The organism is Mycobacterium paragordonae (assembly GCF_003614435.1).
In the GTDB taxonomy this organism is placed as follows: Bacteria; Actinomycetota; Actinomycetes; order Mycobacteriales; family Mycobacteriaceae; genus Mycobacterium; species Mycobacterium paragordonae.
On sequence record NZ_CP025546.1, the window covers coordinates 3381877 to 3406246 of the forward strand.

A 24370-nucleotide genomic window follows, 5' to 3' on the forward strand; every position below is an offset into this window, starting at 1 on the left:
ATGGGGGATTGGAGCGCGCGGATTCAGGCGGGTCGCTTCCGCCTGGCAAGGTCTGCGCAGGTGCCCTACGGTTGTCGATGTGATTTGGCGCTTACCGATCAGCGGGCGTTTCATATCCGGGATTTTCGACCGAAAGGTGATCAAGCGTGGCTGAACATAGCCGCGGACAGCGGGGGTCGGGCTACGGCCTCGGGTTGTCGACGCGCACCCAGGTGACGGGTTATCAGTTCCTGGCCCGCCGTACCGCGATGGCGTTGACCCGCTGGCGGGTGCGCATGGAGATCGAGCCGGGCCGCCGCCAGACCTTGGCGGTCGTCGCATCGGTGTCCGCTGCCCTGGTGATCTGCCTCGGCGCGCTGCTCTATTCCTTCCTGAGCCCCGCCGGCCAGATCAACGAGTCGCCGATCATCGCCGACCGCGATTCGGGCGCGCTGTACGTCAAGGTCGGGGACCGCCTCTACCCGGCGCTGAATCTGGCGTCGGCGCGCCTGATCACCGGGCGGGCCGACAACCCGCACCTGGTCAAGGGAAGCCAGATCGCCAACATGCCGCACGGACCACTGGTCGGCATCCCGGGGGCACCCACGGAATTCGCGCCGAAGAGTCCCAGCACGTCGTCGTGGCTGGTCTGCGACACGGTGGGCGGCACCTCGGGCCCCTCCGGCATGCCGTCGCCGGCGGGCGTCACCGTGACGGTCATTGACGGCACCCCGGACATGAGCGGCCACCGCCGCGTGCTCAACGGGTCGGACGCCGTGGTGCTGAGCTACGGCGGGAACACCTGGGTCATCCGCGAGGGCCGCCGGTCGAAGATCGACGCCACCGACCGCTCGGTGCTGTTGCCGCTCGGCCTGACCCCCGAGCAGGTCAGTCAGGCGCGCCCGATGAGTCACGCGCTGTACGACGCGCTGCCGGTCGGTCCCGAACTGCTGGTCCCCGAGGTCCCGAAGGCGGGTGCCCCGGCGACCTTCCAGGGCGCGCCGGGCCCGGTCGGCACGATCCTCGTCACCCCGCAGATCAGCGGGCCGCAACAGTATTCGCTGGTGCTGGAAGACGGCGTCCAGACGCTGCCGCCACTGGTGGCTCAGATCCTGCAGAACGCGGGACGCCCGGGCAACACCAAACCGGTGACGGTGGAACCGTCCGCGCTGGCCAAGATGCCGGTGGTGAATCGGCTGGACCTGTCGGCGTACCCGAACGACCCGCTGAACGTGCTGGACATCCGGGAGAACCCGTCCACGTGCTGGTGGTGGGAGCGAACCAATGGAGAGAACCGGGCCCGCGTCCAGGTGGTCTCCGGACCGACCATCCCGATCAAGAACAGCGAAATGAAGAATGTGGTCAGCCTGGTGAAGTCCGATCTGTCCGGTCGTGAGGCCGACCAGGTCTACTTCGGCCCCAACTACTCGAATTTCGTGGCAGTCACGGGCAACAACCCGGGCGCCCAGACGGCGGAGTCGCTGTGGTGGCTCACCAACGCCGGCGCGCGGTTCGGGGTGGATGACTCCAAGGAAGCCCGCGACGCGCTCGGTCTGACGCTGCAGCCCAGCATGGCGCCGTGGGTGGCGCTGCGGTTGCTGCCTCAGGGCCCGACCTTGTCGCGAGCTGACGCCCTGGTGGAGCACGACACCCTACCGATGGATATGACCCCTGCAGAGTTGGTGGTACCGAAGTGAAACGTGGATTCGCACGGCCTACACCGGAGCGGCCGCCGGTAATCAAGCCGGAGAACATCGTCCTGCCGACTCCGCTGAGCATTCCGCCGCCGGAGGGCAAACCGTGGTGGCTGATCGTGGTCGGCGTCGTGGTGATCGGGCTGCTGGGCGGCATGGTGGCCATGACGTTCGCCAGCGGATCGCACGTGTTCGGCGGTGTCGGCTCGATCTTCCCGATCTTCATGGTCGGCGGCATGATGCTGATGATGTTCCGCGGCGTCGGCGGTGGTCAGCAGCAGATGAGCCGTCCGAAGCTGGACGCCATGCGCGCCCAGTTCATGCTGATGCTGGACATGCTGCGGGAGACCGCGCAGGAGTCGGCCGACAGCATGGACGCCAACTACCGGTGGTTCCACCCGGCGCCCAACACCCTGGCGGCCGCGGTCGGTTCCCAGCGGATGTGGGAGCGCAAGCCCGACGGCAAAGACCTCAACTTCGGGGTCGTCCGCGTCGGCGTCGGCATGACGCGCCCCGAGGTGACCTGGGGTGAGCCGCAGAACATGCCCACCGACATCGAGCTGGAGCCGGTGACCGGTAAGGCGTTGCAGGAGTTCGGCCGTTACCAGAGCGTCGTCTACAACCTGCCCAAGATGATCTCCGTGCTGGTGGAGCCCTGGTATGCGCTGGTCGGCGATCGCCCGCAGGTTCTCGGACTGATGCGGTCCATCGTCTGTCAGCTGGCCTTCTCGCACGGTCCCGACCACATCAGGATGATCGTCGTCAGTTCCGACCTCGACGAGTGGGACTGGGTGAAATGGTTGCCGCACTTCGGTGACTCACGGCGCACCGACGCCGCGGGCAGCGCCCGCATGGTGTACAGCTCCGTGCGCGAGTTCGCCGCCGAGCAGGCCGAACTGTTCGCCGGCCGCGGGTCGTTCACACCCCGGCACGCGAGTTCGTCGGCGCAGACGCCCACCCCGCACCACGTGATCATCGCCGACGTCGACGACCCGCAGTGGGAGTACGTGATCAGTGCCGAGGGCGTCGACGGTGTCACGTTCTTCGACCTGACCGGCTCCGAGATGTGGACCGAGGTCCCCGAACGCAAGCTGGCGTTCGACAAGATCGGTGTGATCGAGGCGTTGCCCCGCGACCGCGACACCTGGATGGTGATCGACGACAAGGCGTGGTTCTTCGCGCTGACCGACCAGATGACCACCGCCGAGGCCGAAGAGTTCGCGCAGAAGCTGGCGCAGTGGCGCCTGGCCGAAGCGTACGAGGAGATCGGCCAACGTGTCGCCCACATCGGCGCCCGGGACATCCTGTCGTACTACGGGATCAGCGACCCGTCCGCGATCGACTTCGAGGACCTGTGGGGCAGCCGCACCGACACCATGGGACGCTCCCGGTTGCGTGTCCCGTTCGGTAACCGCTCCGACAACGGAGAGTTGCTGTTCCTCGACATGAAGTCGCTGGACGAGGGCGGGGACGGCCCGCACGGCGTCATGTCGGGCACCACCGGTTCCGGTAAGTCGACGCTGGTGCGAACCGTGATCGAGTCGCTGATGCTCGGTCACCCGCCCGAAGAGCTGCAGTTCGTGCTGGCGGACCTCAAGGGTGGGTCGGCGGTGAAGCCGTTCGCCGGCGTGCCCCACGTCTCGCGCATCATCACCGACCTCGAAGAAGACCAGGCGCTGATGGAGCGCTTCCTGGACGCGCTCTGGGGCGAGATCGCACGCCGCAAGGCGATCTGTGACAGCGCCGGCGTCGACGACGCCAAAGAGTACAACTCGGTGCGGACCAGGATGCGGGCCCGCGGCCAGGACATGGCCCCGCTGCCCATGCTCGTGGTGGTCATCGACGAGTTCTACGAGTGGTTCCGGATCATGCCGACTGCGGTCGACGTGCTCGACTCCATCGGTCGCCAGGGTCGTGCCTACTGGATCCACCTGATGATGGCCTCGCAGACCATCGAGAGCCGCGCCGAAAAGCTGATGGAGAACATGGGTTACCGCCTGGTGCTCAAGGCGCGGACGGCCGGTGCGGCGCAGGCGGCCGGTGTGCCCAATGCGGTGAACCTGCCGGCCCAGGCCGGTCTGGGCTACTTCCGCAAGAGCCTCGAGGACATCATCCGGTTCCAGGCCGAGTTCCTCTGGAGGGACTACCTGCGTATTTCCTCCGTCGACGGTGAGGAAGCGCCGGTGTTGGTGAACACCATCGACTACGTGCGACCGCAACTGTTCACCAACTCCTTCACGCCGATGGAAGTGAGCGTGGGCGGCCCCAGCGTCGACGTGATCGCGAACTACGCCAACGGCGAGGTCGTCGACGCCGGCGAAGAGGTCGAGGAGGAAGAGGAAGCGATCCGGACACCGAAGGTCGGTACCGTGATCATCGACCAGCTCCGCAAGATCAATTTCGAGCCGTACCGGTTGTGGCAGCCACCGCTGACCGAGCCGGTCGCCATCGACGAGCTGGTCAACCGTCTGCTCGGCCATCCCTGGAACAAGGACTACGGCACGGCGCGCAACCTCGTGTTCCCGATCGGGATCATCGACCGTCCGTTCAAGCACGACCAGCCGCCGTGGACGGTGGACTGCTCGGGTCCAGGTGCCAACGTGTTGATCCTGGGCGCGGGTGGGTCCGGCAAGACCACCGCTCTGCAGACGTTGATCTGCTCCGCGGCCCTGACCCACACGCCCGAGCAGGTTCAGTTCTACTGCCTGGCCTACAGCAGCACCGCCCTGACCACGGTCGCGCAGTTGCCGCACGTCGGCGAGGTGGCCGGCCCCACCGATCCTTACGGTGTGCGCCGTACGGTGGCCGAACTGCTGGCGCTGGTGCGCGAGCGTAAGCGCAGCTTCCTCGAATACGGCATCGCGTCGATGGAGATGTTCCGCCGGCGCAAGTTCGGTGGGGAAGCCGGCCCGGTGCCCAACGACGGGTTCGGCGACGTCTTCCTGGTGATCGACAACTACCGGGCGCTGGCCGAGGAGAACGAGGTCTTGATCGACCAGGTCAACCTGATCATCAACCAGGGTCCCTCGTTCGGTGTGCACGTCATCGTCACCGCCGACCGCGAATCCGAGCTGCGCCCGCCGGTGCGGAGCGGATTCGGTTCCCGCGTCGAATTGCGTTTGGCCGCAGTCGAAGACGCCAAGCTGGTGCGTTCGCGTTTCGCCAAGGACGTTCCGGTCAAGCCCGGGCGCGGCATGGTGGCGGTCAACTACGTGCGGTTGGACAGCGACCCGCAGGCCGGCCTGCACACGCTGGTGGCCCGTCCGGCTCTGGCCAGCACGCCGAACAACGTCTTCGAGTGCGACAGCGTCGTCGCGGCCGTCAGCCGGCTCACCACCGCGGCGGCCCCGCCGGTGCGGCGCCTGCCGGCACGGTTCGGCGTGGAACAGGTGCGCGAACTGGCGGCACGCGACACCCGCCAGGGTGTCGGCGCCGGCGGAATCGCCTGGGCCATCTCCGAATTGGACCTGCAGCCGGTCTATCTCAACTTCGCCGAGAACTCGCACCTGATGGTGACCGGGCGCCGCGAGTGTGGTCGCACCACGACGCTGGCCACGATCATGTCCGAGATCTCGCGGCTGTATGCGCCCGGTTCCAGCAGTGCATCACCACCTCCACCCGGACGGCCGTCGGCGCAGGTGTGGTTGATCGACCCGCGTCGTCAGCTGCTCACCGCACTGGGCTCCGATTACGTGGAGAAGTTCGCCTACAACCTCGATGGTGTGGTCGCGATGATGGGTGAGCTGGCGGCGGCCCTGGCGGGACGCGAGCCCCCGCCCGGCCTGTCCGCCGAGGAGCTGCTGTCGCGGTCGTGGTGGAGCGGTCCGGAGATCTTCCTGATCGTGGACGACATCCAGCAGCTTCCGCCGGGCTTCGATTCGCCGCTGCACAAGGTGGTCCCGTTCGTGAACCGGGCCGCCGACGTCGGGTTGCACGTGATCGTCACGCGCACCTTCGGTGGTTGGTCGTCGGCCGGCAGCGACCCGATGCTGCGTGCCTTGCATCAAGCCAACGCACCGTTGTTGGTGATGGACGCCGACCCGGACGAGGGCTTCATCCGCGGCAAGATGAAGGGCGGTCCGCTGCCCCGTGGTCGAGGCCTGCTGATGGCCGAGGACACCGGCGTGTTCGTTCAGGTTGCGGCGACCGAGGTGCGCAAGTAGTCCCGGTCAGCACTTCGAGTCCTCAGTAGCCGCATCAACGCCGCCGCATCGGTGGCGAGTCCCGGTCCGCCGGGGTTCGCTCCGACGCGGCGGCGTTGTTCGTTGCAGAGTTCGTACGGAGCTTCAGCGACATCTGGGTGAACATTGCGCTCGGCAACAGTGTCGCTAGGTTATTCCTCGCCCGATGAGCCGAGCGATTCGCCCAGCTCAGGCGTGTGTGCCGAATCGATTGTTTAACGCCGGCTGAACAACGGTTTGCCGGGAGTGAATAGTCGGTGTCATCGGTATCTCGGACCGATTTCAGGTTCTAATGTGTTTTCTATGTGCCGGTACGAAAACGAACCGAACAATCGCTGACGATGCTAATATCTTCCACCTTTTCGCAGGTTGGAGGAGCGTTTCGTTTGGCGGAGGTGGATTTTCACCGGGCCGGCGCTGAATTGACGACCCGCAGCACTTCGCCGGGTCACCGCATGGGGGAGCAATTGCAGCAACGCAGCTGCATGGGCCGGATACGGCCCGAACAATGCCAATGCCAACACCGAGACCGCCACCGCGGTCCCGGCTGGCTGAGGAGGGGTGGTGTTGGACTTCGGAGCTTTACCGCCCGAAATCAACTCGGGACGGATCTATACCGGCCCAGGCTCGGGGCCGATGCTGGCCGCTGCGGCCGGCTGGGATGGACTCGCCGCCGAAATGGATACGGCCGCAACGGGATACAGCTCGGTGATCACCGAGCTGACCGGCTCACCGTGGGTGGGGCCGGCGTCCCAGTCGATGGTGGCCGCGGCCGCGCCATACGTGGCATGGATGACCGCCACCGCAGAGCACGCGGAGCAGGCCGCGATGCAGGCCCGGGCCGCGGCCGCCGCCTACGACGCCGCATTCGCCATGACGGTGCCGCCGCCGGTCATCGCGGCCAACCGGGCCTTACTGGCTGCGCTGATCGCCACTAACTTCTTCGGCCAGAACACGCCGGCCATTGCGGCGACGGAGGCGCATTACGCCGAGATGTGGGCTCAGGATGCGGTCGCGATGTACAGCTACGCCGCCTCCTCGGCCACGGCCCTGCAACTGAATCCGTTCACGCCACCGCCGCTGACCACCAGCGCCGCCGCGGAGGCCGGGCAGGCGGCCGCTGTCGGCCAGGCGGCTGCGACTCCCGCCGGCAACGCCGCGGCATCCGTCGCACCGGCTGTTGCGTTGGCTCCCATGTTGACTGCGCTCGGGTCTTCGGTCTCCACCGCTGCCCCGGTCACCGGCATCGAGCAGATTCTGAGTGGGCTGGGATTCTCATTCACGCCGGGTTCCGTCGCGCTTCCGCCGTGGTTCCTGGGCCCGAACGGGCTGATCGCGACCGCGTTCGGAAACTCCACGAACATCTGGAACTCGGTCACCAACTACCCGTACTTCGCACTGGGCTCGGTGAATTCACTCGTCGCATGGGGCGGCGGCATGCTTCCCGGCGCACCCGCGCCCAACCCGGCGCTGGGCGGTGCATTGCCGCCACCGGGTGCCATCGGCGCCTGGGGGACACCGGTGTCCGCGGGCTGGGGGCAGGCCAGCGCGATCGGCAAGCTCTCGGTGCCGCCGACCTGGGCCGCGAACACGGTCTCGCAGGTGACGCCGTTGCCACCGGGGTCCGCGGGTTTCGACGGCCTCGGTGCCACGGCGTCCAAAGCCACCACCAACGGCATGCTCAGCGGACTGCCGGGCAGTGGGATGGGCCGTCGCGCCGCCGGCGGCTACACCAACAAATACGGGTTCAAATACAACGTGCTGACCCGATCGCCGTCGGCCGGATAACCCGAAGGAGTCCCAACAAACGTTCACCCGCACCGAAAAGTGTTGATTCGCAGCGTCATTCGAGGAGGAAATCAGATGTCATACGTAACCACGCAACCGGAAGCACTGTCGTCGGCCGCGGCCAGCCTGCAAGGTATCGGCTCGTCCGTGAACGCCCAGAACGCGGCTGCCGCCGCCGCGACCACCGGAGTGGTTCCGGCCGCCGCCGATGAGGTATCAGCGCTGACGGCAGCCCAATTCGCCGCACACGCCCAGATGTATCAGGCGGTCAGCGCCCAGGCCGCGGCCATCCACGAGATGTTCGTCAACACCCTGGGCACCAGCGCCGGATCGTATGCAGCCACCGAGGCCGCCAACGCGGCCGCGAGCAGATAGGGACACGCAATGGATTTCGGGGCATTGCCGCCGGAAATCAATTCGGCACTGATGTATTCGGGGCCCGGCTCCGGGCCCATGGTGGCCGCCGCGTCCGCCTGGAACGGGCTGGCCGCGGAACTGAACGCCTCCGCGCTCGCCTACGACAAGGTGGTCACCGGGCTGGCCAGCGAGGAGTGGATGGGTCCGGCCTCGGCCTCGATGGCAGAGGCGATTTCGCCGTACGTCGGGTGGATGAGCACTACCGCGACGCAGGCCGAACAGGCTGCCGGCCAGGCCGCCGCCGCGGCGGCCGCCTATGAGAACGCCTTCGTCGCCACGGTTCCTCCGCAGCTCGTTGCGCTCAACCGCGCCGAATTGGCGCAGGCCATGACTACGAACGTCTTCGGCCAGAACAACAGCGTGATCGCGGCGCTGGAAGCGCAGTACGGCGAGATGTGGGCCCAGGACTCCGCGGCGATGTACCAGTACGCGGGCTCGTCGGCGTCGGCGGCCAAGGTGACCCCGTTCGCCGCGCCCCCGCAGACGGCCAGCCCGGCCGCCTCGGCCATCCAGGGAGCTGCCGTGTCGCAGGCCGCCGGGACCGCCGCCGGGTCGGCACAGCAGACGCTGTCGGACCTGCTCGGCGGAATCCAGAGCCAGCTGAGCAATCTGGCGTCGCCGGGGAACATGGCCCTGCTCGGGCTGAATCCGACCAGCGAATCGCTGACCGGAATCGTGTTCAACCCGAACTCCGTGCTCGGCTCGGCGCTCACCGGCATCGGTGGCAACGCCACGCTGAACCCCCAGTGGCTGATCACCGCGTTCCGGAACTTCGCGGGTCCCATCTACAACATCGAGGGTTTGCCGTACTTCTCCACCGGTATGGCCAACACGCTGCTGTCGCTGAGTAAGGGACTTGCCCCGGCGGCCTCGTCGGCCGCCGCCGGCGCTGCCCACGGCCTGGGCGGGCTGGGGAGCCTGCTGGGCGGCGGTGGCGGACAGGTTGCGGCGAGTCTCGGGCAGGCTGCGTCGGTCGGCAAGCTGTCGGTGCCGCCCGCGATCGCGACGCTCGGTCCGGCCGTCAGTCACGCGGCGCCGATTCCGATCAACACGGTCAGCGCTACCCCGGAAACCACGGGAAACCTGTTGGGCGGCATGCCCTTAGGTGGGCTCGGGGCCGGCGCTGCCGCCGCCGGGGGACAGAAGTACGGATTCCGCCCGACCGTGATGGCGCGACCGCCGTTTGCCGGTTAACCGAAGACCAGCGGCAGTGAGGTGAGCGCAAACGTCTTGGACGGGAACGCGATTTCGGGCCGATAGGAGTCCGCAAGCCCGAAATCGGGGATCTGGCACAACCATTCGGCGACGATCACGGTCAGTTCCATTCTGGCCAGATGCGATCCCAGGCAACGGTGCGGTCCACCCCCGAAACCCCAGTGGCGGTGCACCTTTCCGTCCAGCACCAGATCGTCGGTGGATGTCGCGTCGCTGTGGTCGCGGTTGACAGCGGCCAGACACAGCCGCACCTGGGACCCGGGGGGCAACGTCATTCCGCCGACGTTGACGAATCCGGTCGTGACCCGCGGGGCCACCGGCGCCGACGGCTCCAGCCGAACCACTTCTTCGACGAAGACTCTGATCTGCCGGAGGTCGTCGCGGAGATCCGTGCGTAACTGCGGTCTACGGGCGAGTTCCAGCAAGGCGAATCCGATGGCCGCGGTCACCGTGTCGAGACCTGCCAGGATCAGCAGGTGGCTCATGCCCAGCAGTTCCAGATCGGAGAGGTCACCTGGGCCGGTCATGATCGCGGACAACATGTCTGGGCCCGGTTGGCGCCGGCGCTGTTGAATCGCGTCGGTCAGATAATTCAAGAGTTCGAGTTGACCCTCCTGCGCCTCGGCCATGCTGAGGAAGGGTTTGTCCCCGATGATGGAGTTCTTCCACGCGATCAGCCGATCGCGATCGGCCAGCGGCAGCCCGTAGAGGTCGAGGAACACCTGGAAGGGGTACAGGCGCGCGAAATCCGCCATCGCCTCGCACCGACCGCGATCGGCAAGCCCGGCGATCATCGCGGCCGCGTGGCGCTGCAACACCGGCCGCGCCTGACTGAGGGCTTGCGGACTGAAATAGGGCTGCAAGATCTTGCGGTATCGGGTGTGCTCGGGCGGGTCGAACGAAAGCGGCAGCACTGGAAGCGGATTCGTGGGCGGCTGCAGCAGCCGCGATGAGAACAGCTCCGGACTCCGCAACGCGGTGAGTACGTCCTCGCGCCGCGTCAGGTAGTAGGAGCCGTTCATGAACACTACCGGGCCGGCGTCTCGCAGCATCTGCCAGCCGGCGCCCCGGTCATCGGTCAGCGGGAGCGAGCAGTACTCCAGGCGCGGCAGGTGAAAGGACCCTGACCGGTCGCCACCCGGAGCGCTCATGAGGCGAAGTCTTCCATGCCCCGCAGCGCCGTGGGCGGCGACTAAGCTCTGCCCGGTGAAGGTTCGTCTCGACCGGTCGAAATGCGTTGGACACGCACAGTGTTACGCGGTGGACCCAGATCTGTTCCCGATCGACGAGTCGGGATACTCGACCCTCGAAGAACACGAGGTAGCAACCGGGGACGAGGAACTGACGCGCGACGGCGCCGCCTCCTGCCCGGAGATGGCGATCATCCTGGAAACGGACTGACGTCTGAACTTTCGATTAACAGACGTCGACGGGCAATGAATAGTTGGCATTGCCCGAAGCAAAGCCACAACCCCGCCTTTAAATTCCAATCAGCCCAGATTCGTGAGGCTGCTCCGCGCGATAGCGACGCCATTCGTCAGGAGGGGTGTTGTTCGACTTCGGGGCGTTGCCGCCTGAGATCAATTCCGGCCGCATGTACAGCGGCCCGGGACCCGGTCCGCTGCTGGCCGCGGCTACGGCCTGGGATGGTATCTCCGGCGAATTATTCTTGGCTGCAACAGGTTACGAGTCGATCATCACCGAACTGACCAGCTCCCCATGGGTCGGGCCGGCGTCCCGGTCGATGCTCTCCGCGGTGACACCCTTTGTGAGTTGGCTCAGTGCTGCCGCGGGGCAGGCCGAGAGCGCGGCCGCCCAGGCCCGGGCGGCGGTGGCGGCGTACGAGACCGCGTTCACCCTCACGGTGCCGCCACCGGTGATCGCTGCCAATCGAGTCTTGTTGCTGGCGCTGATCGCAACCAACTTCTTCGGACAGAACACACCGGCGATCGCGGCGACCGAAGCCGATTATCTCGAGATGTGGGCCCAGGACGCGGCCGCGATGTACGGGTACGCCGCGTCGTCCGCGCTGGCCACCGAGCTGCGCAGATTCTCGACGCCCCCAAACACCACCAATCCGGTGGCGGCCGACGCTGCCGCGCAGAGCACGGCACCGACGATTCCGCAGTTGCTCTCCTCGGCCGCGCTCCCGCAGGCCGCGCACCAACTCGCAGTGGCCGAGGCGGCCGGCACCTCCGACGTACTGATCATCGCCGACACGCCGATTCGCGCCGTCCCCCTGCTCGGCTGGCTGCCGACGCCGGAAAACAACTGGGCGGGACTGTATCCGGGCATGTACACGGCGATCAGGCAAACGTTGCAGGCCTACTTCGGCGTCGGCATCGGCAACTTCGGCTGGTCCATCGCTCAACAGCTGCAGCCGGGCCTCGGTACGACGGCAGGTTCGGGTGGCGCCTGGTATCCGACGCCGCAGTTTGCCGCCCTCGGCGCCGGCGGCTGGAATTACCACAGCGGAGCGGGCCTGTCGGCCAGCATCGCCTCGTCCACCAAGGTCGGCGGGCTCTCGGTTCCGGCGAGCTGGGCCGGTGCGCCCGCCGCCGAACACACCGCGCCGAACATGACGGGCGCCCACTTCGCGTCGTCAACGGGCGAGCCCGGCCACGTCAACGGCGTGAACGCCGCGCTGCGCGGATTCCCGTCCGGAGCACGCGGCGGCCAGCGCACGGGCAACCTGGGCGTCCGCTACGGACTGCGGTACACCGTTCTCACCCGACCACCGTCAGCCGGATGAATCTTCCTGATTCGCAGAGTGATTGAGGAGTCGCAACATGGCAACCGATTTTGGCGCGCTGCCGCCCGAGGTGACCTCGGCGATGATGTATTCCGGTCCGGGAGCGACCTCCTTCGCGTCCGCGGCGTCGGCTTGGAACGCCCTGGCCGCCGAACTCACGTCGACGGCGCAGGGCTACGAAGCCGTACTCGGTGGGCTGGTCAGCGAGGAGTGGCTGGGTCCGGCCTCGGCAACGATGGCGCAGGCCGCGGAGCCGTATGTGGACTGGCTGACCGTTACCGCCGGACAGGCCGAACGTGCCGCCGTCGCGTCGCAGTCGGCCGCGGCCGCCTTCGAGACGGCTTTCGCCTCGATCGTGCCACCACCGCTGGTGGCGGCCAACCGTGCCGAATTGGCAGAAGCGTTGCAGACCAACATATTTGGCTTGAACAACGGCCTGATCGCCCAGCTGGAGGCCCAATATGCGGAGATGTGGGCGCAGAACGCTTTGACCATGTACGGATACGCGTCGTCGTCGGCGCTCGCGTCGAAGCTGGAATCCTTCACTTCCGCTCCGCAGATCAGCGCGGGTACCAGTACGCAGGCCGCGGCGGTAGCCGCCGCGCAAGCCGCCCCTGCGGCTTCCGTCCAGGAGTCGCTGCAGAGCTTCTTCAATCAGGTCACCGGCCAGTTGGGCCTGCTGGCCACCCCGGCGGGAACGCAGCAACTGTTGACCGAGACGGCAACCCAGTTCCCGATCCTCACCGAAATCTGGTTCCTGCTGACCGGACAGACGACGCTGCCCAACAACCTGGGCACGTTCATGCAGGGCTACTCGAACTACGCGAGCTTCTTCTACAACACCGAAGGGCTTCCGTACTTCAGCGTCGGGATGGGCAACTTCGGTGTTCAGATGGCCAAGTCGGCGGGTCTGCTGGGCGGGGCGGCTCCGTCCGCGGCGGCTGCTGTGCCGGTGCCCCCACTCACCGCCGGTCTCGGCGCCGGCGGGCAGGTGGCGGCGGGCCTGGGCAACGGCGCTCACATCGGGCACCTGGCCGTTCCGTCGTCGTGGCCGGGCGCGTCGGCGGCACCGACCGTTCGCCCGGCCGTACAGATGATCAGTGAACCGATCACCGCCGCCGAGTCCGCCGGGTCCGGAGGCGGAAATGTGTTGAGCGGCATGCCTGTTGGTGGCGGCGGCAATGCCCGGGGGGCGGGCGCGGCCCCGAGGTACGGGTTCAAACCCACCGTGATGCCGCGCCAACTGCCGGTGGGCTGAAGCGCGTTCGTTCCTCAGGAGATGGCGTTCACCGCGGGCGACAGTCGCGACCTGAACGCGTCCGGGATGGGGATGTAACCGTTGTCCGCCAACCCTTGCTGACCCGGTCCGATGGTGCTCTGCAGGAATGCCCGGACCCCCTCGCCCACTTGGGCATCGGGGTACTTCGAACAGACCACCTCGTAGGTTGCCAGCACGATCGGATACGAACCGGGCTGGGTGGGCCGATAGAACGAGATCGTGTCCAGAACGAGGTCGTTGCTCTTGTTGACGATGCCGGCCGAGGCGATCGTCTTCGCCACCGATTCGGCGCTGATGGCGACCGGTTCCGGACCGGCGGACGTGACGATTCTGGCCATGTCCAGCCGCTGCTCCTGCGCGAACGACCATTCGTTGTAGCTGATCGCCCCTTCGGTGCGCTGGACAGCCGTCGCGGTGCCCTCGTTGCCCACGGCCCCTTCTCCGACTCCGCCTCTGAACTCTTTGCCGGCGCCCTTGCCCCAGGCCTTGCCGCCGGCCGTGTCGAGGTACCGCTGGAAGTTGTCCGACGTACCTGACTCGTCACTGCGGAACACCACATGAATCGGCTCGGCGGGCAACGTGGCGGCGGGATTCAGCGCCACGATCGCGGGATCGTTCCAGGTAACGATGGATCCGTTGAAGATCTTGGCCGCGGTCGGTCCATCCAGGGTCAGCACCGGCACCCCGTTCACGCGATACGTGATCGCGACCGGCCCGAACACCACCGGCAGGTTCCACGCCGGCGCAGCACAACGGCGTTGGGCGTCGGCATATTCATCCGGGCTCAACGGCGAGTCCGAGCCACCGAAGTCGGTTTGGTTGTCCAGGAAGGCACGAATTCCCGCTCCGGACCCGTCGGCGGTGTAATGCGTGGTCTGCCCGGGACAGGCCTGCTCGAACGCTTTGACGAACCGGGTCATCGCGTTGGCCTGCGCCGTTGACCCGCTGGCCGTCAGGGTCTTTTTCCCACCACATCTCACCGGGGAACCACCATCGGGTCCCTTTGCGCCCGGCCGATCCTGACCCCCACATCCAGAGGTCAGCAGAACGGCGACAGCAAACACGATCCAGAAAGGGCGGAATCGATTGTTGAGCAATTAGTTCCTCATATTCGACAAAGTAACTCCATAAACTGCGTTTCTGCCGGAGCGCAGGAAAAAACCCTACTGGAATTGCGTCGGCCGGAAATTAATGGCGAGTGGCGGCGCCGCAACTCGCATGTGAACGGATGACTACCAGCGGCGCATCCCGGCGACCACCGCCCGCCGCGGCGCCGAAGTAGCCGGCGGGTAAACAAAAAAAGTACAACTACCGCTCAACTGGAACACGGGTCCGCGACTCGCGAAAATTGAGGCACAGATAAAGCCGAAGTGGTGGGAGCCGCCGAATGTATTCGCGTCGTATCGTGCCGGCAGTGCTGCTCGCTTTGCTCGGCCCGCTGGCGGTTGCGACCGCACACGCCGATACGACTGACGACAAGTTCATCGCCGAACTGAAGTCCGAAGGCATCATCGACCACGTTTCCAATGCGCACGCGATCGAGGCCGGGCATTTCGTCTGCGTCAAACTCGACAACGGCATGTCACCCAGCGATGTTGCGAACGACGTGCTGAACAGCAGCAGCATGCCCGCCTACCACTCCGGCTTCTTCGTCGGTGCGGCGATCGACGCCTACTGCCCCCGCCACAAAGCCGAATTGCCCGCCGCCTGAGGCCGGGGCACCGGCGGTCATAGACGCAGCTCGCGGCGCAGGACCCGGCAGCGGGCCAAGAGGTTCCCGTGAACTGCCGCGAGTGACCTCCGGAGCAGGTCAGGCGCTGTTACTGTGTCGTTACGAGGGGTCAACTCGTATTGCCGTCTAGTGAACAAATGTCGACCAGGCGGCGTCGAAGGCGACCTGGCACCATGCAGTCATCTACTCTCGTCCAGGGAGCGGTTGCTGGGATGAATTTAGGGAGGAAACAGCATGTCGTTCGTGACTACACAGCCGGAGGCGCTGGCCGCTGCGGCCGGAAACCTGCAGGGTATCGGCACCACGATGAGCGCTCAGAACGCTGCCGCCGCGGCACCGACCACGGGGGTGGTTCCTGCCGCAGCCGATGAGGTCTCAGCACTGACTGCGGCTCAGTTCGCCGCGCACGCCCAGATGTACCAGGCCGTCAGCGCTCAGGCCGCGGCCATCCACGAGATGTTCGTCAACACCTTGTCGACCAGCTCTGGTTCCTACGCGGCCACCGAGGCCGCCAACGCCGCAGCCGCCCAGTGACCGGCTCGGCACTTTGAGATTTGGGGACGGACAGCCGCGAACGTGAGTTCCACTGCGTCGTCCCACCAGGCGGTGATTTCGGAGTTTGACGGCCGGTCGGGGCCATCACTCACTGATCACCTGCATTCGCCGTCAACCTGGACATCGGCGTCCGGGTTCGACACCTTTCCGACCGTGGAGCACCCGGTGGCCGCCGGCTGACCGAAAGGGGAGATTCGCAGTACTACCGGTCGGCGGATACGTCCGCGTGTAGCCGATCGGCCATCGTGCCTTAACTAACCGATCAGCAGTAACGAGTTAAAGGAGAAATCAGGTGACTGCACGTTTCATGACCGACCCGCACGCGATGCGCGACATGGCGGGCCGGTTCGAGACCCACGCCCAGACCGTCGAGGACGAGGCCCGTCGCATGTGGGCGTCCTCGCAGAACATCTCGGGTGCGGGCTGGAGCGGTCTGGCCTCGGCCACCTCGCTGGACACCATGGGCCAGATGAACACGGCCTTCCGCAACATCGTCAACATGCTGCACGGCGTTCGTGACGGACTGATCCGCGACGCGAACAACTACGAGCAGCAAGAGCAGGCCTCCCAGCAGATCCTCGGCAGCTAAGTACGGGACCCAGGAAAGGACTTCGGAAAATGACGATCAATTACCAGTTCGGCGACGTCGACGCCCACGGTGCGCTCATCCGCGCACAGGCCGCCAACTTGGAGGCCGAGCACCAGTCCATCGTTCGCGATGTGCTGGCTGCCGGTGACTTCTGGGGCGGCGCCGGTTCGGTGGCTTGCCAGGAGTTCATCGCCCAGTTGGGCCGCAACTTCCAGGTGATCTACGAGCAGGCCAACGCCCACGGCCAGAAGGTTCAGTCAGCCGGCAACAACATGGCGCAGACCGACAGCGCCGTCGGCTCCAGCTGGGCCTAAAACCGAACTCCAGGCGCGGCAGCACACCAATCACTGGTGTGCTGCCGTGTCCTGCAGTTAACTGGAAGTCCGAATAAGAAAAGATCATTGAGGTAGGGATGGATCAACAGAGCACCCGCACCGACATCACCGTCAACGTTGACGGCTTCTGGATGCTTCAGGCGTTGCTGGATATCCGGCATGTCGCGCCGGAGTTGAGGTGCCGGCCTTACGTATCCACCGACAACAATGACTGGCTCAACGAGCACCCGGGTATGGCGGTCATGCGCGAGCAGGGCATCGTCGTCGGCGACACGGTCAACGAGCAGGTGGCCGCCCGGATGAAGGTGCTTGCCGCGCCGGACATCGAGGTCGTCGCGCTGTTGTCGCGCGGCAAGCTGCTCTACGGCGTGGTCGACGACGAGAACCAGCCCCCCGGCTCGCGGGATATCCCCGAGAACGAGTTCCGGGTGGTGTTGGCCCGCCGTGCCAACCACTGGGTTTCCGCGGTGCGGGTGGGCAACGACATCACCGTGGACGACGTCGTCGTCTCGGACAGTGCCTCGATCGCTGCGCTGGTGATCGACGGTCTCGAGTCGATCCATCACGCCGACCCGGCGGCGATCAACGCCGTCAACGTGCCCCTGGAAGAAATGCTGGAGGCCACCAAGTCGTGGCAGGAGTCCGGCTTCAACGTCTTTTCGGGCGGCGATCTGCGACGCATGGGCATCAGCGCCTCCACGGTGGCCGCGCTGGGTCAGGCATTGTCCGACCCCGCTGCCGAGGTTGCGGTGTACGCGCGCCAGTACCGGGACGACGCCAAGGGCCCGAGCGCCTCCGTCCTGTCCCTGAAGGACGGGTCCGGCGGCCGTATCGCGCTCTACCAACAGGCCCGCACGGCGGGTTCCGGCGAGGCGTGGCTAGCTATTTGCCCGGCCACCCCGCAGTTGGTCCAAGTTGGCGTGAAGACAGTTTTGGACACTTTGCCGTACGGCGAGTGGAAATCACACAGCAGGGTTTAACAGCGCCGTTACCAAACGCGCAGTGCAACACCATTTTTGAACATAAAATGCGAGCGAGATGCCAACACGGCATACTGCTCTGGAACGGGCTGCACAACAGAAACGCAATACGTCAACCACAACCGATAACCGCGAGGCGAGGCAAATGAAGTCGGAGTCAGTCCAGCCGCAGCGCTACGGGGGCTGCAGAGTCGCAGCCGCCCCGGCCACTGCACCGGCACAGCCCCGCACGCCGTCGACAACCAATTCATTCGCTGAGGCAGGGGGTGCAGGACGATGACCGCAGTAGCTGATGCGCCACAGACTGACATTGAGGGCGTTTCGTCGCCCCGGGCTGTGGTCGTCGGAATCATGGCCGGCGAGGGGGTGCAGATCGGCGTTCTGTTGGACGCCAACGCCCCGGTTTCGGTGATGACCGACCCACTGTTGAAGGTGATCAACAGCCGGCTCCGGGAGCTGGGGGAGACCCCGCTGGAGGCCACCGGCCGCGGCCGGTGGGCGCTGTGCCTGGTTGACGGCACGCCGCTGCGCGCCACCCAGTCGCTGACCGAGCAGGATGTCTACGACGGCGACCGGCTGTGGATCCGGTTCGTCAACGACACCGAGCACCGGTCACAGGTCATCGAGCACATTTCGACCGCCGTCTCGGCCAACCTCAGCAAGCGGTTCGCGGCGATCGACCCGGTCGTCGCCGTTCAGGTCGGTGCCACCATGGTGGCGTCCGGCGTGATTCTGGCCTCCGGAGTGCTCGGCTGGTGGCGCTGGCACCACAACACCTGGCTGACCACCATCTTCACCGCGATCGTCGCCGCCCTGGTGCTGACCGTTTCGGTGATGCTCCTGATGCGCGCCAAGACGGACGCGGACCGCCGGGCCGCCGACATCATGCTGATGAGCGGCCTGGTTCCGGTGACGGTTGCGGCCGCTGCGGCGCCGCCCGGGCCGGTCGGGTCTCCGCAGGCCGTGCTCGGCTTCGGTGTCCTGACGGTGGCGGCGGCGCTGGCGCTGCGGTTCACCGGGCGCCGGCTGTCCATCTACACCGCGATCGTGACGGTGGCCTCGCTGGTGACCATCGCCAGCCTGGCCAGGATGGTGGCGGCCACCAGTGCTGTGACCATGCTGTCCTGCCTGGTGCTGGCCTGCGTGATCCTCTACCACGCCGCTCCGGCGCTGTCCCGGCGCCTGGCGGGGATCCGGCTGCCGGTGTTCCCCTCCGCGACCAGCCGCTGGGTGTTCGAGGCCCGGCCCGACCTGCCGACCACCGTGGTGCGCTCCGAGGGCGGCCCGCCGACCCTGGAGGGACCGGCCTCGGTTCGCGACGTGCTGCTGCAGGCCGAGCGGGCACGGTCGTTCCTCAGTGGCCTGCTGGTGGGCCTCGGTGTCCTGATGGTCGTGTGCCTGACCGCGTTGTCCAACCCGCACACCCACGAGCGGTGGCTGCCGCTGCTGCTGGCCAGCTTCAGCGCCGGGTTCCTGCTGCTGCGCGGCCGCTCCTACGTGGACCGCTGGCAGGCCATCACCCTGGCCACTACCGGCGTGCTGATCATCGCGGCGGTGCTGGTGCGCTACGCGCTCGTGCTCGCCTCGCCGCTGTCGGTGTCGATTTCCGCGGCAATCCTGGTGGCGCTGCCGGCCGCCGGTCTGACGGCTGCCGCCGTCGTACCGAACACCATCTACAGCCCGCTGTTCCGCAAGTTCGTGGAATGGCTCGAGTACCTCTGCCTCATGCCGATCTTCCCGCTGGCATTGTGGTTGATGAATGTCTATGCAGCGATCCGATACCGGTAGCAGCCGCTCGCGGCGCGGTCGCGCGTTCAGCGCGACCGTCGCCGCGATGCTGCTGACCTCCGGCGCGCTCGCCGGGATGCCTCCTGCATATGCGATTGCGCCTCCGACGATCGATCCGGGGGCGCTTCCTCCTGACAGCCCGCCCGGGCCGGTCGCACCCATGAAGCAGAACTCCTACTGCACGGAGGTCGGGGTAATGCCCGGCACCGACTTCAAGGTGCCGCCGAAGTACATGGAGATGTTGAATCTCAATGAGGCGTGGCAGTTCGGCCGCGGCGAGGGGATCAAGGTCGCCGTCATCGACACCGGGGTCACTCCGCACCCGAGGTTGCCGCGCCTGATTCCGGGTGGCGACTACGTCATGGCGGGCGGAGACGGGCTGTCTGACTGTGACGCCCACGGCACCTTGGTGGCCTCGATGATCGGTGGGGCGCCCGCCAACGGGGCCGCGCCTCCGCCGGCGTCGCCGCGCCGGCCGGTGACCATTCCGACCACCGAGAAGCCGCCGCCACCGCAGACCGTGACGCTGTCACCGGTGCCCGGCCCGACCATCACGATGATTCCGGCACCACCGCCATCGCCGTCGGAAGGGGCCGGGCCCGGCCCGGCTCCCGGTCCGGGGCAGGCTCCCTCGGGCAACCGCGGGGGCGGCACGGTGACAATCCCCGGTTATGCGGGCGGCGGGAAGGTGCTTCCCGTGGACCATCCGCGCAATCCGCACCCGCTGGCTCCGTCGACGACCACCAGCCCGGCGCCGTCTACCTCGTCTTCCTCGTCCACCCCGCCCCCGCCACCGCCGCCGAGTCCCAATGCGGCACCCCCGGACGCGTTCAGTGGGATCGCACCGGAGGTGGAGTTGATCTCGATCCGGCAGTCCAGCCAGGCTTTCGGCCTCAAGGACGCCTATACCGGAGACGAGGACCCGCAGACGGTGGCCAAGATCGACAGCGTCGAGACCATGGCGCGCGCGATCGTGCACGCCGCCAACATGGGAGCTTCGGTGATCAACATCTCCGATGTGACCTGCATGAGTGCCCGCAACGTGGTGGACCAGCGCACGCTGGGTGCCGCGGTGCATTACGCCGCGGTCGACAAGAACGCACTGATCGTGGCGGCGGCCGGCGACAGCAGCAAGAAGGACTGCAAGCAGAACACCATCTTCGACCCGCTGTCGCCCAACGACCCCCGCGCCTGGAACGCCGTGACCACGGTGGTGACCCCCTCGTGGTTCAGCGACTACGTGCTCACCGTCGGCGCCGTCGACACCAGCGGTCAACCGCTGTCGCAGATGAGCATCGCCGGGCCGTGGGTGTCGATCTCGGCACCCGGGACCGACGTCATGGGGCTCTCGCCCCGCGACGACGGATTGATCAACGCGATCGACGGTCCGGACAACACGTTGCTGGTTCCCGCGGGCACCAGCTTCGCGACCGCGATCGTGTCCGGGGTGGCCGCACTCGTGCGGGCCAAGTTCCCTGAACTGTCGTCGTATCAGGTGATGCAGCGGCTGATCCACACGGCCAGGCCGCCCGCCCGGGGCGTCGACAATCAGGTCGGTTACGGTGTGGTCGACCCGGTCGCGGCATTGACATGGGACGTCCCGCAAGGACCGTCGCAGGCACCTAAACAACTCTCGGCGCCGCTGTCGCTGCCGAAGCCGCCCGCCCCGCGCAACATGGCGCCGGTGTGGGTGGCCACCGGGGGCCTGGCTGCGGCATTACTGATAGGCGGAGCAGTGTTCGGTACAGCTTCTTTGATGCGACGATCGCGGAAACAACGATGAAGGCGCAGCGCAAGTTAGGTTTGTCGTTGTCCTGGCCGCGTCTGACCTCGGTCTTCCTGGTCGACTTGCTCATCCTGGTACTCGCCAGCCACGCCCCGGATTCGTGGCAGGGCGAGAACCGGGTGGCGTGGTGGGTCGGCGTCGGCCTGGCGGTCCTGGTGACGCTGCTGTCGATCGTCAGTTATCACGGCATCACGGTGGCCTCCGGTGTGGCCGCCTGGCTGTGGGACTGGTCCGCCGATCCCGGCACCGCCCTGGGCGCCGGGTGCACGCCGGCCACCGACTTCAAGCGTCGCTTCGGCCGTGACACGGTAGGCGTCCGCGAGTACCGCGGGCAACTGGTTGCCGTGGTCGAGGTGGACGGCGGCGACGGCGACCCGTCCGGCCGCCACCGGCACCGCGCCGTCGCCGGGGGAGCGGCCCCGTTCCTGCCGGTGGCTGCCGTCGCAGATGGGTTGCGCCAGTTCGATATTCACCTGGACGGCATTGACATCGTGTCGGTTCAGGTGCGCGGTGGCGCGGCAGTCGCCCGGGCCTCGGCCTCGCTCGAGGAGTGGCAGCCTGAAGGCTGGGAGGCGAACGAAGGCGCCGGCGATCGGCCGGCCGCGGACCGGCGCCGCACCTGGCTGGTGTTGCGGATGAACCCGCAACGCAACGTCGCAGCCGTGGTGTGCCGTGACTCGCTGGCCGCGACGCTGGTCGCAGCCACCGAGCGGCTGGTTCAGGATCTGGATGGGCTGACGTGTACGGCCCGCCCGCTGACGGCCGATGAGCTGGCGGAGGTCGACTCCGCCGTGCTGGCCGACCTGGAGCCGACCTGGAGCCGGCCTGGTTGGCGGCACCTCAAGCACTTCAACGGCTTCGTCACCAGTTTCTGGGTGACGCCTGCCGATATCGACTCCGAAACGCTGGAAAGCCTCTGGCTTTCGGACGCCCCGGAGGTGGGCGCTACAGTTCTCACCATGCGACTGACGACTCGCGCCAGACGGCCGCAACTGTCGGCGTTCGTGCGCTACCACAGTGAGTCCCGGCTGCCCCGGGATCTCACCGCGGGGCTCAACCGCCTCACCGGACGCCAGCTGGCGGCGGTGCGGGCCAGCCTGCCTGCGCCGTCTTCCCGTCCCCCCCTGGTCATACCGGGCCGCGACCTGCGCGACCACGACGAGCTGGAGTTGCCAGTGAGTCACGAGCCGGAGCACGCAACAAGCTCATCAGCACCATGACCCGCGCGCAGTCAGCCGCCGAAGATGCCAGAAACGCTATGGTCGCCGGACTCCTGGCTTCGGGCATCTCGGTCAACGGACTGCAGCCGAGCCATAACCCGCAGGTCGCGGCGCAGATGTTCACCACCGCCACCAAGCTCGACCCAGGTATGTGCGACGCGTGGCTGGCGCGCATCCTGGCCGGTGACCAGAGCCTCGAGGTGCTGGCCGGAGCCTGGGCGGCGGTAAGGACCTTCGGGTGGGAGACCCGCCGGCTCGGCGTCACTGACCTGCAGTTCCGTCCCGAGGTGTCCGACGGGCTGTTCCTGCGTCTGGCCGTCACCAGTGTGGATTCGCTGGCCTGCGCCTACGCCGCGGTGCTGGCCGAGAACAAGCGCTACAAGGAAGCCGCCGAGCTGCTCGACTCGACCGAGCCCCGGCACCCGTTCGACACGGAACTGGTGACGTATGTGCGGGGCGTGCTCTACTTCCGCACCAAGCGCTGGCCGGACGTGCTGACGCAGTTCCCGGAGGCCACACCCTGGCGGCACCCCGAGCTGAAGGCGGCGGGGGCGGCCATGGCCACCACCGCGCTGGCTTCGCTCGGAGTCTTCGAGGAGGCCTTCCGGCGCGGACAGGACGCCATTGAGGGCGACCGGGTGCCGGGTGCGGCCAACATCGCCCTGTACACCCAGGGCATGTGCCTGCGGCACGTGGGCCGCGAAGAGGAAGCCGTCGAACTGCTGCGCCGCGTGTATTCGCGCGACGCGAAATTCACCCCGGCCCGCGAAGCGCTGGACAACCCGAACTTCCGCCTGGTCCTGACCGACCCGGAGACGATCGAGGCGCGCACCGATCCCTGGGATCCGGAGAGCGCACCATCGCGCGCCCAGACCGAAGCCGCCCGCCATGCCGTGGAAGCGGCGAAGTATCTGGCCGAGGGCGATGCCGAGCTCAACGCGATGCTGGGCATGGAGCAGGCCAAGCGCGAAATCAAGCTGATCAAGTCGACCACCAAGGTGAATCTGGCGCGGGCGAAGATGGGACTCCCGGTTCCGTTGACGTCCCGGCACACCCTGTTGCTCGGGCCGCCCGGCACCGGCAAGACATCGGTCGCCCGGGCGTTCGCCAAGCAGTTGTGCGGCCTCACGGTGCTGCGCAAACCGCTGGTCGTGGAGACCAGCCGCACGAAGCTGCTGGGCCGCTACATGGCCGACGCCGAGAAGAACGCCGAGGAGATGCTCGAGGGCGCGCTGGGCGGCGCGGTGTTCTTCGACGAGATGCACACCCTGCACGAGAAGGGCTACCAGCAGGGCGACCCGTACGGCAACGCCATCATCAACACCCTGCTGCTGTACATGGAGAACCATCGCGACGAGCTGGTGGTGTTCGGCGCCGGATACGCCAAAGCCATGGAAAAGATGCTCGAGGTCAATCAGGGTCTGCGACGGCGCTTTTCGACCGTCATCGAGTTCTTCAGCTACACGCCCGAGGAACTCGTCGCGCTGACCGTGCTGATGGGCCGGGAGAACGAGGACGTCATCACCGAGGAAGAGGCCTCGGTGTTGCTGCCGTCCTACACCAAGTTCTACAACGACGAGACGTACTCCGAGGACGGCGACCTGATTCGCGGCATCGACATGCTCGGCAACGCCGGCTTCGTCCGCAATGTGGTGGAGAAGGCGCGCGACCACCGCAGCTTCCGGCTTGATGACGAGGACCTGGACGCGGTGCTCAACAGTGACTTCACCGAGTTCAGCGAAGCCCAGTTGCGCCGTTTCCGTGAGCTCACCCGCGACGACCTCGCCGAGGGACTCAGCGCCGCGGTCGCCGAGGAGCGCAAGAACAAGTAGGACCCCGTCAGCTGCGGCGCGCCCCGGAAACGTCCGCGGCGCGCCGAATACGTTGTGGTTAATGCCCTGCCGGTGAGGCTTCGGCCGGATACGCTGTGTGCAACTCGAGCTAGGCGAGAGGGGTAGGCGTACCTGGCCACGGCGGCGCTCCCGTGTGCCCGACGGTGACGGGAGGTGGGGCCGCACTGAACCAACCGGGAACGTCTCTGCGAATTCGATGACCATTCTTCCCGATCCGGTCACGGCGC

At 66.8% G+C, this 24370-nt stretch carries 19 protein-coding genes; 17 read left to right on the top strand and 2 right to left on the bottom strand.

The features are described from left to right. Positions 1-146 precede the first annotated feature (146 nt). The 5 genes from eccB to C0J29_RS15385 all read left to right on the top strand — a co-directional run bounded on the left by eccB (position 147) and on the right by C0J29_RS15385 (position 9253). Positions 147-1676 (top strand): type VII secretion protein EccB, encoded by a 1530-nt coding sequence (gene eccB, locus C0J29_RS15365; RefSeq protein WP_065049584.1) that lies wholly within the window; start codon positions 147-149, stop codon positions 1674-1676. Further along, the gene (gene eccCa / locus C0J29_RS15370; protein WP_065049586.1) at positions 1673-5836 is read left to right on the top strand and encodes a type VII secretion protein EccCa; all 4164 of its coding nucleotides are present in this window, start codon (positions 1673-1675) and stop codon (positions 5834-5836) included. Before eccB ends, eccCa begins: the two co-directional genes overlap by 4 nt. A 582-nt stretch (positions 5837-6418) precedes the next feature. Continuing rightward, positions 6419-7642, top strand: a complete 1224-nt coding sequence (locus C0J29_RS15375; RefSeq protein ID WP_277950722.1) for a PPE family protein — start codon at positions 6419-6421, stop codon at positions 7640-7642. A 75-nt stretch (positions 7643-7717) separates the two neighbouring features. Further along, positions 7718-8017, top strand: coding sequence for a PE family protein (locus C0J29_RS15380; protein WP_065049588.1), 300 nt, complete (start codon positions 7718-7720; stop codon positions 8015-8017). 9 nt (positions 8018-8026) lie between these two features. Beyond that, positions 8027-9253 carry a PPE family protein gene (locus C0J29_RS15385; protein ID WP_120792844.1) on the top strand — a complete coding sequence of 409 codons (1227 nt, stop codon included), beginning with the start codon at positions 8027-8029 and terminating at the stop codon, positions 9251-9253. Here the strand turns inward: C0J29_RS15385 and C0J29_RS15390 are convergent. Continuing rightward, complete coding sequence (locus C0J29_RS15390; RefSeq protein ID WP_120792845.1) at positions 9250-10425, bottom strand: cytochrome P450; 1176 nt, start codon at positions 10423-10425, stop codon at positions 9250-9252. The genes C0J29_RS15385 and C0J29_RS15390 overlap by 4 nt on opposite strands. 55 nt (positions 10426-10480) lie before the next feature. On the opposite strand from C0J29_RS15390, the gene C0J29_RS15395 reads away from it, so the two are divergent. From C0J29_RS15395 to C0J29_RS15405, 3 genes are all read left to right on the top strand, one after another. Continuing rightward, positions 10481-10675, top strand: coding sequence for a ferredoxin (locus C0J29_RS15395; RefSeq protein ID WP_065049594.1), 195 nt, complete (start codon positions 10481-10483; stop codon positions 10673-10675). Positions 10676-10823: 148 nt separating this feature from the next. Beyond that, on the top strand, positions 10824-12026 hold the full coding sequence (locus C0J29_RS15400) for a PPE family protein (protein WP_120794749.1): 1203 nt from the start codon (positions 10824-10826) through the stop codon (positions 12024-12026). Positions 12027-12063: 37 nt separating this feature from the next. After that, positions 12064-13284, top strand: a complete 1221-nt coding sequence (locus C0J29_RS15405) for a PPE family protein (RefSeq protein WP_120792846.1) — start codon at positions 12064-12066, stop codon at positions 13282-13284. A 14-nt stretch (positions 13285-13298) separates the two neighbouring features. Here the strand turns inward: C0J29_RS15405 and pstS are convergent, their stop codons facing one another. Beyond that, complete coding sequence (gene pstS, locus C0J29_RS15410; RefSeq protein ID WP_120792847.1) at positions 13299-14402, bottom strand: phosphate ABC transporter substrate-binding protein PstS; 1104 nt, start codon at positions 14400-14402, stop codon at positions 13299-13301. Between the two features lie 317 nt (positions 14403-14719). On the opposite strand from pstS, the gene C0J29_RS15415 reads away from it, so the two are divergent. The 9 genes from C0J29_RS15415 (at position 14720) to eccA (ending at position 24122) form a co-directional block, all read left to right on the top strand. After that, on the top strand, positions 14720-15016 hold the full coding sequence (locus tag C0J29_RS15415; protein WP_231513378.1) for a DUF732 domain-containing protein: 297 nt from the start codon (positions 14720-14722) through the stop codon (positions 15014-15016). A gap of 255 nt (positions 15017-15271) precedes the next feature. After that, entirely contained in the window at positions 15272-15571 is a 300-nt protein-coding gene (locus C0J29_RS15420; protein WP_065049600.1) for a type VII secretion system ESX-5 target PE19, read from the top strand. Between the two features lie 313 nt (positions 15572-15884). Beyond that, positions 15885-16181 (top strand): WXG100 family type VII secretion target, encoded by a 297-nt coding sequence (locus C0J29_RS15425; protein ID WP_120792848.1) that lies wholly within the window; start codon positions 15885-15887, stop codon positions 16179-16181. A gap of 29 nt (positions 16182-16210) precedes the next feature. Continuing rightward, positions 16211-16495, top strand: coding sequence for a WXG100 family type VII secretion target (locus tag C0J29_RS15430; RefSeq protein WP_065049602.1), 285 nt, complete (start codon positions 16211-16213; stop codon positions 16493-16495). Positions 16496-16593: 98 nt separating this feature from the next. Continuing rightward, positions 16594-17496 (top strand): ESX secretion-associated protein EspG, encoded by a 903-nt coding sequence (locus C0J29_RS15435; protein ID WP_065049604.1) that lies wholly within the window; start codon positions 16594-16596, stop codon positions 17494-17496. Between the two features lie 276 nt (positions 17497-17772). After that, a complete protein-coding gene (eccD, locus tag C0J29_RS15440; RefSeq protein WP_120792849.1) occupies positions 17773-19284 on the top strand; it encodes a type VII secretion integral membrane protein EccD in 1512 nt (503 codons plus the stop codon). After that, positions 19262-21067 carry a type VII secretion-associated serine protease mycosin gene (gene mycP / locus C0J29_RS15445; protein ID WP_120792850.1) on the top strand — a complete coding sequence of 602 codons (1806 nt, stop codon included), beginning with the start codon at positions 19262-19264 and terminating at the stop codon, positions 21065-21067. Before eccD ends, mycP begins: the two co-directional genes overlap by 23 nt. Further along, entirely contained in the window at positions 21064-22290 is a 1227-nt protein-coding gene (eccE, locus tag C0J29_RS15450) for a type VII secretion protein EccE (RefSeq protein ID WP_065164898.1), read from the top strand. Before mycP ends, eccE begins: the two co-directional genes overlap by 4 nt. Next, on the top strand, positions 22287-24122 hold the full coding sequence (eccA, locus tag C0J29_RS15455) for a type VII secretion AAA-ATPase EccA (protein ID WP_065049612.1): 1836 nt from the start codon (positions 22287-22289) through the stop codon (positions 24120-24122). Before eccE ends, eccA begins: the two co-directional genes overlap by 4 nt. The last annotated feature ends 248 nt before the right edge of the window (positions 24123-24370 follow it).

Bases quoted from the DNA above. Each gene is read 5' to 3' on its own strand.
- eccD (WP_120792849.1), top strand. From the start codon at position 17,773: ATGACCGCAGTAGCTGATGCGCCACAGACTGACATTGAGGGCGTTTCG.
- C0J29_RS15405 (WP_120792846.1), top strand. From the start codon at position 12,064: ATGGCAACCGATTTTGGCGCGCTGCCGCCCGAGGTGACCTCGGCGATG.
- C0J29_RS15385 (WP_120792844.1), top strand. From the start codon at position 8,027: ATGGATTTCGGGGCATTGCCGCCGGAAATCAATTCGGCACTGATGTAT.
- eccA (WP_065049612.1), top strand. From the start codon at position 22,287: ATGACCCGCGCGCAGTCAGCCGCCGAAGATGCCAGAAACGCTATGGTC.
- C0J29_RS15380 (WP_065049588.1), top strand. From the start codon at position 7,718: ATGTCATACGTAACCACGCAACCGGAAGCACTGTCGTCGGCCGCGGCC.
- mycP (WP_120792850.1), top strand. From the start codon at position 19,262: ATGCAGCGATCCGATACCGGTAGCAGCCGCTCGCGGCGCGGTCGCGCG.
- C0J29_RS15435 (WP_065049604.1), top strand. From the start codon at position 16,594: ATGGATCAACAGAGCACCCGCACCGACATCACCGTCAACGTTGACGGC.
- C0J29_RS15420 (WP_065049600.1), top strand. From the start codon at position 15,272: ATGTCGTTCGTGACTACACAGCCGGAGGCGCTGGCCGCTGCGGCCGGA.
- C0J29_RS15390 (WP_120792845.1), bottom strand. From the start codon at position 10,425: ATGAGCGCTCCGGGTGGCGACCGGTCAGGGTCCTTTCACCTGCCGCGC.
- C0J29_RS15430 (WP_065049602.1), top strand. From the start codon at position 16,211: ATGACGATCAATTACCAGTTCGGCGACGTCGACGCCCACGGTGCGCTC.
- eccE (WP_065164898.1), top strand. From the start codon at position 21,064: ATGAAGGCGCAGCGCAAGTTAGGTTTGTCGTTGTCCTGGCCGCGTCTG.